Source organism: Mycolicibacterium neworleansense, from assembly GCF_001245615.1.
Taxonomy (GTDB): domain Bacteria; phylum Actinomycetota; class Actinomycetes; order Mycobacteriales; family Mycobacteriaceae; genus Mycobacterium; species Mycobacterium neworleansense.
In genome coordinates, this window is the sequence record NZ_CWKH01000002.1 from 1,007,338 (window position 1) to 1,019,715 (window position 12,378).

Genomic DNA, 12,378 nt, shown 5'->3' on the forward strand with positions numbered 1-12,378 from the left:
CCCCAAGCCCCTTCTTCTAGAAAGAATTCTTAGAAGATATTTGAGTAACAGTATTAGGGGCTGTGCAAACTGGGGATGAACCGGTGTTTGCCCAGTACCGTCGGTGTGTCGCTCTGTGAGTCCGCTGTGGAGACCGGTGGACGGACCGGCGCTCGAGTGTGGACAGAGCGGTGTGTGTGGATGATTTTGTCATTCATCCCGTGGTTTGCCCGCAGGTTGTGCACAGCCGTATCCACAACGCTCAGCTGTGACAAGAGATGCGTAACGAGGCGCAAGTTGTTACAAGATTTTTCGCCGGACGGGCCTGCAGAGACCACGATGTGAGACGCCGCGGGGCCCTGGGGTGTCGTCCGGACGACAAAATGTGGTCCCGCCGGCGCACTCGCGCGGGGGACCGGAGACATACAGCGGGGAGTCAGCGCTTGGCGCGCTGGCGAATCCGGGTGGTGAGTTCTTTCACGTGGTCGAAGACCTCACGCCGCTCGGCCATCTCGCCGCGGATCTTCTTCTCCGCGTACATCACCGTGGTGTGGTCACGCCCGAACGCCTGGCCGATCTTGGGCAGGGACAGATCGGTGAGCTCACGGCACAGATACATGGCGATCTGGCGGGACTGCGCCAGCGCACGGGTCTTACCGGGCCCGCGCAGTTCCTCGACGGTGGTCTCGAAGTATTCGGCGGTGGCCGCCATGATCGCGGCGGTACTGATCTGCATGGTCGTGGCGTCGGCGATGAGATCGCGCAACACGACTTCGGCCAGTGACTTGTCGATCCGGGTCTTGTTCAGCGAGGCGAAGGCAGTGACACGGATGAGCGCACCCTCGAGTTCGCGGATGTTGCGTTCGATGCTGCTGGCGATGAGCTCGAGCACGTCATCGGGCACGTCCAGACGATCCATCTGCGCCTTCTTACGAAGGATCGCGATGCGCGTCTCCAGCTCGGGCGGCTGGACATCGGTGATCAGGCCCCACTCGAAGCGGGTACGCAGCCGGTCCTCGAGGGTGGCCAGCTGCTTGGGCGGGCGGTCCGAGGAGATGACGATCTGCTTGTTGGCGTTGTGCAGCGTGTTGAAGGTGTGGAAGAACTCTTCCTGGATACCTTCCTTGCCTTCGATGAACTGGATGTCGTCGACGAGCAGGATGTCGATGTCGCGGTAACTGCGCTTGAACGAGGCCTTGCGGTCGTCGCGCAGCGAGTTGATGAAGTCGTTCGTGAATTCCTCTGTGGAGACGTACTTCACGCGCATACCGGGGAAGAGACGTTGCGCATAGTTTCCGGCCGCGTGCAGCAGATGCGTCTTCCCGAGGCCGGATTCACCCCAGATGAACAACGGGTTGTAGGCCCGCGCGGGTGCTTCGGCGATGGCCAGGGTGGCGGCATGGGCGAAGCGGTTGGACGCACCGATGACGAAGGTGTCGAAGGTGTAGCGCCGGTTGAGGTTGACCGCGTTGTCGTCGCTCACGGTGGAGTCACGCTGCGGGCTGCTGAAGTAGGTGGGCCAGGTCTCTTCCACGCTGACCTTGGCGGCGCTGTCGTCGTCGATCTCGTCGGCGTCGACGGCCGGCTCCACGGCGACGGCCGGGGTATCGGCCGTCTCGGCGGGGGAGTCCTCGGGTTCCTCGGAAGGGGTGGCGATGCGCACACCCAGCTCGACGCGCTGTCCGAGTTTGCGACTCAGCGCATTGATGATGGGTTCGCGGAGGTGACGCTCGATCTCGTTCTGGACGAAGGTGGTGGGAACTGAGAGCAGAGCAAACCCCTCGGCGATCACGAGCGGTTCTACGAGCTTGAGCCAGGCCCTTTGCTGAGGGGTCAGCTGAGGGGCGGCTGGATCACCGGCGAGACCGGACTCCGGATCGCGATCGCCGTTGAGTTCGGCTACGACGCTGTTCCAGACGGCGACGAATGGTGGGTCGGGGTCCGCTGTCAACGACCGTTTCCCCCTTTGAGGTGCTTCGAGGTCGACCCGGTGACGACCAAAAAGAACGATGACGAACTGTCCACATATTTATCCACAGCTTGTGGAGAAAGGACAGTCGTCGTCGCTCTGTTGTCTGTTGTGAGAGCGTCGTGGCCGGGGTCCGTCACGCGATGTGAGGGTTGGCGGCGGAGCGACGTCCTCATCTTATTGTCCGGGGCCGATCCAGGCGCGGAACGGCATTGCCAGAAGCTAACAGTTTTCTCTCGATGTGCCAACAGTTCTGCAACATCGAATGCCGACGATGTAGGCGGTTCGGCGCAGGTTTGACCGAGGGAAATCTCATCAGTACCCTCGAGCAGTCGCCCGCACGTGGCGATACGGCTGCGCCCGGGAGGTTCCGGAGAACGCGCCGGTTAGTAAAGCACGACGGACGAGCTTAAACCGAGCTTGCACGGTGACCGTGTTCTCAACGACATTTTGTCGTCGGTGAGCGCGGGCGCCAAATGGAACAAGGAGAGATTGACGTGGCCAAGGGCAAGCGGACCTTCCAGCCCAACAACCGCCGCCGTGCGCGCGTGCATGGGTTCCGGCTGCGGATGCGCACTCGCGCCGGCCGCGCCATCGTCGCCAACCGTCGTAGCAAGGGCCGTCGCGCACTCACTGCGTGATACGACGCAGGATCTAGCGCGGTGCTTCCGGCTCGTTACCGGATGAGGCGGTCCGCGGAGTTCAGTGCCACCGTCAGTCGTGGCGTGCGTGCGGTCCAACCTGACGTTGTCGTACACGCGCTACACGAGGGGACGGACGCTACCGGCCCGCGGGTCGGTCTGATCGTGTCCAAAGCCGTCGGTAACGCGGTGGAACGCCACCGCGTATCCCGGCGGCTTCGTCACGCCGCCCGCACCGTCATCCCGCGGCTCGATGCCACCGATCTGGTGGTGATCCGGGCCCGTGCGGGAAGCAGTGCCGCACCCTCGCCTCAACTGGAGCAGCAGTTGCAGCGCGCTCTCGAGCGCCTGGAGTCGCGGCGCAGGACGTCACCATGATCCGCAGGGCGGGTGCCGGTGCGGCCCGCGGTGCGATCTTCCTGATCCAGGTCTATCGCCACGCGATCTCTCCGTACCGGCCGCCGTCTTGCCGGTTCATCCCGACCTGCAGTCAGTACGCGGTCGACGCCCTCACCAAGTACGGCGTGTTCCGCGGTGCGTGGCTGGCATCGATCCGGCTCCTCAAATGCGGGCCATGGCATCCGGGCGGATGGGATCCGATTCCGGAACGGTGCCCCCACGATCACGAGTCCGTCGGTTCTGACGAGACCGTTCCTGGCGAAATAGCCGCCGCCGAAAACCCTGTCTGGGAAACCCCAGCGGAGCGAGGGGAGAGCAAGTCGCGTGTTTAATTGGTTCAGCCTGGACATCATCTATTACCCGGTGTCGGCGATCATGTGGGTTTGGTACAAGGCATTCGCCTTCCTGCTCGGCCCCGAGAACTTCTTCGCCTGGGCGCTGTCGGTGATGTTCCTGGTGTTCACCCTGCGCGCGATCCTCTACAAGCCGTTCGTCAAGCAGATCCGCACCACGCGGCAGATGCAGGAACTGCAGCCGCAGATCAAGGCGCTGCAGAAGAAGTACGGCAAGGACCGTCAGCGCATGGCGCTGGAGATGCAGAAGCTGCAGCGCGAGCACGGGTTCAACCCGATCCTCGGCTGTCTGCCGATGTTGGCGCAGGTGCCGGTGTTCCTCGGCCTGTACCACGTGTTGATGTCCTTCAACCGGACCCAGACCGGCATCGGCCGGCTCGGGTTGTCGGTGGAGGAGAACCGCAGCCTGCCCAACTACGTCTTCAGTGCGACCGACGTCGGTCACTTCCTGGACGCCAACCTCTTCGGTGCACCGCTCGGCGCGACGATGATCCAGCAGCACGGGCTCGAGGCGTTCACCGAATTCAACCGGCTGGCCGTGATCGCGGTCGGCGTGCCGATCATGATCCTGGCCGGCATCGCCACGCACTTCAACAGCCGGGCCTCGGTGGCGCGCCAGAGCGTGGAAGCGGCCTCCAACCCGCAGACCGCGATGATGAACAAGCTCGCGCTCTATGTGTTCCCCCTCGGTGTGGTCGTCGGTGGCCCGTTCCTTCCGTTGGCCGTGATCATCTACTGGCTGTCCAACAACATCTGGACTTACGGTCAGCAGCACTACGTGTTCGGGATGATCGAGAAGGAAGAAGAAGCCAAGAAGGCCGAAGCGCTCGAACGGCGGTCGGCGAATGCGCCCGCCCCCGGTGCCAAACCCAACCGCGCCCGCAAGGGTGACGCCGCGAGCGCGGCCGAGACCCCTGACGCGACGGCCGCCGAGCCGGACACGAATGCGGCGCAGACCGAGGCCCAGGGCGACACGGCAGGTGGATCGGGAGGGCCGAGCGTGAGCCGCACGCCCAAGCCCGGTGCACGCCCCAAGAAGCGGAAACGGTGACCAGTTCTCACACTGGCTACAAGTAGGGAGAAGACGGATATGACGGACGCACAGACGACCGAGCCCGGCGCCGAGCTGGAGGAGGACACCACCCAGTCCGCGCCGAAGAGCGAGGACGACCTGGAGGAGCGCTTGGTCGCGGAAGGCGAGATCGCCGGCGACTACCTCGAGGAGCTGCTCGACCTGCTCGACTTCGACGGCGATATCGACCTCGATGTCGAAGGCGACCGGGCCGTGGTGAGCATCGACGGCGGGGGAGACCTGAGCAAGCTGGTGGGCCGCAAGGGAGAGGTGCTCGACGCCCTCCAGGAGCTGACCCGGCTGGCGGTGCACCAGAAGACCGGTGAGCGCAGCCGCCTGATGCTGGACATCGCACGGTGGCGTCGCCGTCGTCGCGACGAGCTCGCTGCGCTGGGCGACAAGGTGGCCCGTCGTGTGCTGGAGTCGGGCGAGCGTGAGGAGCTGGCTCCGATGACGCCGTTCGAGCGCAAGATCGTTCACGACGCAGTCGCCGCGGTCGACGGAGTCCGCAGCGAGAGCGAGGGCGTGGAGCCGTCGCGCCGCGTCGTCGTTCTGCTTGGCTGAGTTTTAGTTACAAAGGTGTAGTTCGTTTGCGGCGACGGTGCCGTAGGGAGTGCGGAGGATGTTTCACGTGAAACATGGACCGGTCCCCGCGGCACCGGACGCCGCGGCCGGGGTCTTCGGAGATCGTCTGGAGACCGCCGAACGGTACGCGGCAATTCTGGCCGGTGCCGGTGTCGAGTGGGGATTGATAGGTCCGCGCGAAGTGGACCGGCTCTGGGATCGACACATACTCAACAGCTCCGCTCTCGGAGAGCTCCTGGCTCCCGATGAGCGCGTCGCCGATATCGGCAGCGGCGCCGGCCTCCCGGGTATCCCGTTGGCCCTGGCGCGCCCCGACATCCATGTCACGTTGATCGAGCCGCTGCTTCGCCGGAGCGAGTTCTTGCGTGAGGCGGTCGCTGAATTGGGACTCGACATCGCGGTGGTCCGCGGTCGGGCCGAAGACTCCGAGGTTCGCAAATCGGTAGGCGAGTTGGACGTCGTGACTTCACGCGCGGTCGCCTCGCTGGACAAGTTGACGCGCTGGAGCATGCCGCTGCTGCGTGTCGACGGAAGGATGCTCGCCCTCAAGGGCGAGCGCGCCGAGGCTGAGATAGAAGAGCATCGGCGTGTGATGGCTTCCCTGGGTGCAGTCGATGCCAGGGTGGTGAAATGTGGCGTGAACTATTTGAACCCGCCCGTAACCGTCGTCGCCGTGCGGCGCGTGGCGGTGAGACCGGGGAGCCGGTCGACGGGCAGAGCCTCCGGATCGCGGGGGAGATCGGGCAGGAGATGAGGATGGGTTCTGATCGGCAGGCAACCGTTGGTGCGGATGCTACGCCCGCCGTTTCACGTGAAACGGTTTCACGTGAAACATGGAACACCGGCGGGGGCGCCGCGTGGTCCACTGACGCCAGCATGGACACCCCGATCGCCGCCGAGGCGGAGCAGGCGACCCGTGTGCTGCACACGTCGCATGGTCAGCTTCCCCGGCCGTCGCGCCAGCGGGTGTTCACGATCGCCAACCAAAAGGGCGGCGTGGGCAAGACGACCACCGCGGTGAACGTCGCCGCCGCGCTCGCGCTGCAGGGGTTGCGGACCTTGGTGATCGATCTCGATCCGCAGGGCAACGCCAGCACGGCTCTCGGCATCGAGCACCGTCCCGGCACCCCGTCCTCGTACGAGGTACTCATCGGAGACATCCCGGTGGAGGAAGCTCTTCAGCAGAGCCCGCACAGCGACCGGTTGTTCTGCATCCCTGCGACCATCGATCTGGCCGGTGCCGAGATCGAGTTGGTCAGCATGGTGGCTCGCGAGGGCCGGCTCCGGGCCGCGCTCGCCGCCCTGGCGAACCACAACTTCGACTACGTGTTCATCGACTGCCCGCCGTCCCTCGGCTTGTTGACCATCAACGCTCTGGTGGCCGCTCCCGAGGTGCTGATCCCCATCCAGTGCGAGTACTACGCGCTGGAAGGTGTGGGGCAGCTGCTGCGGAACATCGAGATGGTGAAGGCGCATCTGAACCCGGAGCTGTCGGTGTCCACTGTGATACTGACGATGTACGACGGCCGGACCAAGCTGGCGGATCAGGTCGCCGAGGATGTACGCGAGCACTTCGGGGACAAGGTGTTGCGCACCGTCATCCCGCGCAGCGTGAAGGTGTCGGAGGCTCCCGGATACGGAATGACGATCCTCGATTACGATCCGGGTTCCCGCGGCGCGCTGAGCTACCTCGATGCGAGCCGTGAGATCGCAGAACGCGGGGCACCGCCCCGTGCTCAGTAGGCGCCAGTAACCAACAGCAGTAGAACCAAACAGCGGACGGCAGCGATGAGCAGGAGACGACCATGAATCAGCCGGCACGGAAGCGGAGCGGCCTGGGCAGGGGACTGGCGGCCCTCATTCCGACTGGTCCCGCTGAGGACGGCACCGACGCCCTGAGTCCCCGGATCGGCTCGAACGCTGCCGACGTTCTACTCGGTCCGGCGTCCACCCCGGGTGACTCGGGAGCGCCGGGCGGTCCGCCCGCGTCCACCGTGCCCGACGGGGCCGACCCGGTCCTGTCCAACGATGTCGGCGCCACGTACCGCGAGATCGACCCCAGCCTGATCCAGCCGAATCCTCGTCAGCCTCGCCAGGTGTTCGATGAAGAGGCGCTGAGCGAGCTGGTGCACTCGATCCGCGAGTTCGGCTTGATGCAGCCGATCGTTGTCCGCGCGGTCCAGGAGAACGGTGAATCCCGCTACCAGCTGGTGATGGGGGAGCGGCGCTGGCGCGCCGCCCAGGAGGCGGGCCTGGAAGCGATCCCGGCGATCGTCCGCGAGACCGGCGACGACAGCATGCTGCGCGACGCATTGCTCGAGAACATCCACCGCGTTCAGCTCAACCCGTTGGAAGAGGCCGCCGCCTACCAACAGCTGCTCGACGAGTTCGAAGTCACCCACGATGAACTCGCCGCCCGGATCGGGCGCTCGCGGCCGCTGATCTCCAACATGATCCGGTTGCTGCGGCTGCCGATCGCCGTGCAGCGGCGCGTCGCCGCGGGTGTGCTGTCCGCGGGCCACGCGCGCGCCCTGCTCGCCCTGGAAGGCGGACCGGAGAAGCAGGAAGAGCTGGCCGCCCGCATCGTCGCGGAGGGGATGTCGGTGCGGGCCACCGAGGAGGCCGTCACCCTGGCCAATCGTGACGGCAACACCGCTCCGCCTGCCCCGCGGCGGAAGCCGATCCAGATGCCCGGTCTGCAGGACGTTGCTGAACGGCTGTCATCAGCGTTCGACACCCGCGTCACGGTGAGCCTCGGCAAACGAAAAGGCAAGATTGTGGTCGAGTTCGGGTCGGTCGACGATCTACAGCGCATTGTCGAAATCATGAGCGCGGAAGAGCACTGAAAACCCACGACCAAGGACACCAGGTTGTTCCGTCACTGTGACACATCAGTGATCAGCGTCTGCGATCGCGAGCGCCACATGGCGCAAAGCATCTGTGCGGCATAGCATTTCACTTCAGAGGCGGAGCTCGATGAGATTTTCGGGGCGCAGTGGGCCGACTCCGGCGGACTCTCCTATTCTTGAGGGGCAGCCACGCACACAGTGTGAAAGCCAGGGACCTCAGTGACAGCACGAATCACGCCGCTTCGGCTCGAGGGCTTCGAGCAGCTGCCCAAGCATGCGCGGCGTTGCGTCTTCTGGGAAGTTGATCCGTCCACGGTGGGAGACGACCACCTGACCGACCCCGAATTCGAAAAAGAAGCCTGGCTCTCGATGGTGATGCTCGAGTGGGGGTCGTGCGGCCAGCTTGCGGTGACGGCTCGCGCGGGTGCACCGGAAGAGGAGCCGGGTGCTGGTCCCGATGCCGGCTCAGACGCCGGGATCGGTTTGATCGTTCCGGACGCGGGGGACGACTGGACCGCTCCAGCTGTCATCGACGATCCCTGTCTGGGCTTCGCGTTCTATGCGCCCCCCGGTGCGGTACCGCGGGCCAGACTCTTCCCGACCGCTCCGGTGAGTGCGGACGCGATTCTGTTGACTGCGGTCGGAGTGGAGTGCGCCGACGACCGCGAGCGCTTGTCGCAGAGTCTGCTGGCAGCGGTGGTCAACGATCTGGTGCGAAGAGGTGTCCGGGCACTGGAGGCATTCGGCTATACCTCGGCGCTGACCGAGATGATCGACGGGGGCAAGCTTCCTGCCGAACTGTCCGCCGCGGCGGCGGTGCTGGGGGATTGTTCGATCGACGAGTGCATGCTGACGTCTGACTTTCTCGAGGACGTCGGGTTCACGGTGGTGGCACCGCACCCGTACTTCCCGCGGCTGCGTCTGGAACTCGACAAGGGACTCGGCTGGAAGGCTGAGGTGGAGGCCGCGCTCGAGCGCCTGCTGGAGAACGCACGCATCGAACTGCCGATCGGCGCCGGGATGTCCGCAGCCGGGTTCGGCGCCAAAGGTGTTGCCCCACAGGTGATCGTGGCGGAGTCTTAGCCTGTGGGCGTGCCAGCGGCAGGGCGGTATGCCAAGGGTGAGGTTAAGCGCGCCGAGATCAAGGTAGCGGCACTCGCGGTACTGGAACGCGACGGCGAGGCCGGCGCGTCCATGCGGGTGATCGCGAAGGAAGCCGGGATCAGCCTGGCGGGTCTGATGCACTACTTCCCGACCCGCACGGTGGTGGATTGCGGTCGCGCTTAGATCGGTTGTAATTTCGAACCACTTGTAGGGTGGGTCGGTGAGCGAAGTAAAGCCCCCCAGGCCCGGGGTTCCGGTCCGCGGGTCGAGTTCTGGCCAGCCGCTGATGGCGGCCTTCGACCTGCTGGGTCGCCGTTGGGCGATCACCGTGCTGTGGGAGTTGCGCGGGGATCCGGTCGGATTTCGAGACCTGCGGCGCAGCCTTGCGGGCATCTCCTCCAGCGTGCTGTCGACCCGATTGCGAGAGCTGACGGCAGTCGGCGTGGCCGAAACCGTGGCCGATAGGAAGTACCGGCTGACCCCGATCGGGATCGAGCTGCTGTATGCGTTGGCCCCGCTCAAGGCGTGGTCGCGCAACTGGGCCCAGCATTTGGGAGCGGAGAGCTTCGGGAACAACCCTGTCGACGACGTCGACCGCTTGCCCTGAAATTCGAACCGTTCTGACCAGCGTCGCACCTATGTACAGTGCAATCCGCGTCACAGTGGTTCGAATTTCGAATCGAATGTGGGTTACGGTGGTCGCAGTCCAAATGAGTGAACCCGGATCCTGAAAGTGAGTTCTCAACGTGCGATGGTTCGGTTTGCAGCGGGTGGAGGAGTCGTATTTCGACGATTTCGGCTGGCAGGAGAGTCGATACGGATTCTCGGTGCCGTCGCCGGCTTCGGCGCAGACGGTGTGGCGGGAGTTGCACGGTGAGCGTCCGCTGTACTGGTGTTCGTCGTTGCGGGAGTGCCGATGGGAGCCAGGTTCACCGCGTGGCGTGGACTCGCGGCGCACCGTGACGTTGGCACCGGCAGTGTCGTTGTCCGAGCGCTACTTCCTGTGGGAGGAGCGTAGCGACCGGCTGGAGAACGCGTTCGCGGTAGAAGGGTGCACAGTCCCGGTCTTCCGCCGCTTCGGCGAGCGGTATCGAGTGGTGCCAACAGAATCAGGCAGCCGGCTGGAGTGGGACTTTCTGATCGAACCCCGGCTACCGCGGCCGTTGCACAAACTGGTGCGACCGGCGACACAGGCGACGATCAATCGCCTCGCCCGCGACACAAGAACCCACTTGAGCCAACTGCGCGACGGTGATGTCCGATGAACGTACCCAAGCCCCCGAATGTGGCAACCCGCCTCGTTCTCGCCGCCACCCGCGGTACCGTCCTCGGTTACGCGAAGCGCGGCGCCGGTTTGTCAACGCGGGCGTTCGACAGCTCCTACTCACTGTCCCCACTGCCCGGACATCGCTTCTACGGGTGGACACACTACGGGGTGATGATTCCGAAAGTTGCTGCCCCGCACCAGTATTTGAGTGTGATGGTGATGGCAGGAATGCCGGGACAACGCGCGTTCGACGTCGACGACGTCGTAACGACGACCCCACGCGACACTGCGACCGTGTCGATCTCCACCGCAGCGGCGGCGTACTACGGTACAGCGTCCATGCGCGATGACTGCATCTTCGACCCGGGCGCTGAAGAGCTGCATTTCGGTGCGGAGTTGGCCATCGGCGGCCGCTACCCGGAGTTCAACGTAGAAATCGACATTCCCGGCCTGACCGCACAGCTGCGGTTCACACTCGCCGAACGCGCAACCTGGTTCGTGCAGGGACGCCCCTACGATCACTTGAGCTTGCTCGGCCAATACACCGGCTGGATCCAAACATCCGATGCCCGTGTCGATGTGTCGGGTGTAGGCAACATCGAATACGCACGCTGTGTAGGGCCCTACGCCCTGCGTAATCGCCTGCTCCCGTGGCGTTACAAAGCGCCGGTCGACTTCTTCACCTACCACGTCATCGAACTGTCCGCTGACGCTCAGTTGTTGTTCTGCCGGGTAGGCATGCTCGGCGACCGTATCGGGGATCTGGTGCAATTGCGCACTCTATCCGGCGACGGTGACTGGCGCGTCAACGAAATCGCTACCGCTCGCACCTTTTACGACGTCCTCGAATACCAGGGCACACCATCGACCGACAGCACCGGAAACCATGAGATGCTTCTGCCCCACCGATTCCGGCTGGGGGTACGCGATCGCGTCGAAGTCATCGGAACAACCGACACTCCTGCACGTTTCGGCGTCGGCCGCGGATACATTGCCGGATACCGTGCGAATATCGAGATCGATGGACGCCGCATCAACACCCGCGGCTACTCCGAATTCGTCGACGTCACCAAAGAAGCGACAAACCGACTCACCCAATAGCACCCAGCGCCCCCGCTGCCCGTCCGTCCCCTCTCCGGTCGAGTGGTGGCACGGAGGCTGTGACGCCACGACTCGTCGAACCACAGGCGCACCAGTCCCTAACGCCATGCGGCGAGCAGACTCCGTTCGCCGATAGGCACGACACACCCCAAAATCAAGCACAGCACTACAGACCTCCGATGGTGCTAACTGTCAAATCTGTGGCCGCGACGCGGCGCAGCGCACACGACGTGGCAGATACGAAACCGTCTAGCTCCGCGTTTACCTTTCATCGGACTGCGTGACCGACGAAGGCGATTGCTATTCAGGCGCGGCGTCTCGGATCTCAGTTTCGGGATCGATCAGATCTTGTCTCGCGTGTGAGGGCACTGTTCCCCCCGTAGTTAGCTACTTCGGCGTATGGCTGCGGGCAATATCACCATGGAAGTCTTGCTGCTATTTGATGGCATGTCTCCATGAAGGGCTTCCCACTGTGATCAGGGTTCGCCCGCGACCATTCCAAGCCAAACTGACATTGAAACCAGCAGAGGGGGACGGGCCCACAATGGCAGGCAACGAACAACTCGCTCAAGCCACTATCATCCCCGACTGTCATCAAGTGCGTTTCGCCGCGCTCGGCTCCAGGAGCGTTCCCGAAATCGATGATGATCCAGTGGATTTCATAGCCGACGAATCCAGCATCCACGTCTTCACGTTCGCCGATGACCAAGATGAACACACTGACCGCACTGCCGATGTCTATGTCTACCGCGGCACCGACACCACCGGCCTAGGACGCCTTGTCTTCGATGCACCGCTGACCTTTCCACGACCCGAACGCACCTTCGGCAGCGGACTCGCAGCCGAAGCTGACCGCCATCACGTTTCACTCAGGCGGACAGGCTCCATACCCATCCGCGTCCTCACCCAAGAAAGCCAACCCGGTAACGGAACCGACATCATCAACATCCTCATCGGGGACGGCTAAAGAACTCGCCACCACTCTGCTCGTAGATTCCGTAGCGCGTCGCTGTCTCGTTTTCCTGTCTCACAAATGAGCCCCGAGGAGGGGTCGTGAAG

The 12,378-nt window shown here is 64.0% G+C and carries 14 protein-coding genes and 1 pseudogene; 14 read left to right on the forward strand and 1 reads right to left on the reverse strand.

Translation table 11 applies throughout. The features are described from left to right. Positions 1 to 415: 415 nt before the first annotated feature. Positions 416 to 1,930 (reverse strand): chromosomal replication initiator protein DnaA, encoded by a 1,515-nt coding sequence (gene dnaA / locus BN2156_RS20420; protein WP_090516766.1) that lies wholly within the window; start codon positions 1,928 to 1,930, stop codon positions 416 to 418. 515 nt (positions 1,931 to 2,445) lie between these two features. Here dnaA and rpmH point away from each other — a divergent pair. The 14 genes and pseudogenes from rpmH to BN2156_RS20490 all read left to right on the forward strand — a co-directional run bounded on the left by rpmH (position 2,446) and on the right by BN2156_RS20490 (position 12,286). Beyond that, positions 2,446 to 2,589 (forward strand): 50S ribosomal protein L34, encoded by a 144-nt coding sequence (rpmH, locus tag BN2156_RS20425; RefSeq protein WP_003898363.1) that lies wholly within the window; start codon positions 2,446 to 2,448, stop codon positions 2,587 to 2,589. 21 nt (positions 2,590 to 2,610) lie between these two features. Then, positions 2,611 to 2,967 (forward strand): ribonuclease P protein component, encoded by a 357-nt coding sequence (gene rnpA, locus BN2156_RS20430; protein ID WP_090516767.1) that lies wholly within the window; start codon positions 2,611 to 2,613, stop codon positions 2,965 to 2,967. Continuing rightward, positions 2,964 to 3,320, forward strand: a complete 357-nt coding sequence (yidD, locus tag BN2156_RS20435; RefSeq protein WP_090516768.1) for a membrane protein insertion efficiency factor YidD — start codon at positions 2,964 to 2,966, stop codon at positions 3,318 to 3,320. Before rnpA ends, yidD begins: the two co-directional genes overlap by 4 nt. Continuing rightward, positions 3,313 to 4,392 carry a membrane protein insertase YidC gene (gene yidC, locus BN2156_RS20440; protein ID WP_090516769.1) on the forward strand — a complete coding sequence of 360 codons (1,080 nt, stop codon included), beginning with the start codon at positions 3,313 to 3,315 and terminating at the stop codon, positions 4,390 to 4,392. The genes yidD and yidC overlap by 8 nt, the downstream gene beginning before the upstream one ends. Positions 4,393 to 4,431: 39 nt before the next feature. Continuing rightward, positions 4,432 to 4,977 carry a Jag family protein gene (locus BN2156_RS20445; RefSeq protein ID WP_090516770.1) on the forward strand — a complete coding sequence of 182 codons (546 nt, stop codon included), beginning with the start codon at positions 4,432 to 4,434 and terminating at the stop codon, positions 4,975 to 4,977. 58 nt (positions 4,978 to 5,035) lie between these two features. Beyond that, a complete protein-coding gene (rsmG, locus tag BN2156_RS20450; protein WP_162490898.1) occupies positions 5,036 to 5,752 on the forward strand; it encodes a 16S rRNA (guanine(527)-N(7))-methyltransferase RsmG in 717 nt (238 codons plus the stop codon). Positions 5,753 to 5,754: 2 nt separating this feature from the next. Then, entirely contained in the window at positions 5,755 to 6,741 is a 987-nt protein-coding gene (locus BN2156_RS20455; RefSeq protein WP_090516771.1) for a ParA family protein, read from the forward strand. A 62-nt stretch (positions 6,742 to 6,803) separates the two neighbouring features. Beyond that, entirely contained in the window at positions 6,804 to 7,844 is a 1,041-nt protein-coding gene (locus BN2156_RS20460) for a ParB/RepB/Spo0J family partition protein (protein ID WP_090516772.1), read from the forward strand. 222 nt (positions 7,845 to 8,066) lie between these two features. Further along, a complete protein-coding gene (locus BN2156_RS20465) occupies positions 8,067 to 8,930 on the forward strand; it encodes an acetyltransferase (protein ID WP_090516773.1) in 864 nt (287 codons plus the stop codon). Between the two features lie 3 nt (positions 8,931 to 8,933). Next, positions 8,934 to 9,116 (forward strand): annotated as a pseudogene (locus BN2156_RS20470) (TetR family transcriptional regulator); the annotation flags it as partial. Between the two features lie 55 nt (positions 9,117 to 9,171). Further along, entirely contained in the window at positions 9,172 to 9,558 is a 387-nt protein-coding gene (locus tag BN2156_RS20475; protein ID WP_235625419.1) for a winged helix-turn-helix transcriptional regulator, read from the forward strand. A 139-nt stretch (positions 9,559 to 9,697) separates the two neighbouring features. Next, the gene (locus tag BN2156_RS20480; protein WP_090516775.1) at positions 9,698 to 10,216 is read left to right on the forward strand and encodes an SRPBCC family protein; all 519 of its coding nucleotides are present in this window, start codon (positions 9,698 to 9,700) and stop codon (positions 10,214 to 10,216) included. Continuing rightward, positions 10,213 to 11,319 carry a DUF6670 family protein gene (locus BN2156_RS20485; protein ID WP_159402857.1) on the forward strand — a complete coding sequence of 369 codons (1,107 nt, stop codon included), beginning with the start codon at positions 10,213 to 10,215 and terminating at the stop codon, positions 11,317 to 11,319. Before BN2156_RS20480 ends, BN2156_RS20485 begins: the two co-directional genes overlap by 4 nt. Positions 11,320 to 11,863: 544 nt before the next feature. Next, positions 11,864 to 12,286, forward strand: coding sequence for a hypothetical protein (locus tag BN2156_RS20490; protein ID WP_090516777.1), 423 nt, complete (start codon positions 11,864 to 11,866; stop codon positions 12,284 to 12,286). Positions 12,287 to 12,378 lie beyond the last annotated feature (92 nt).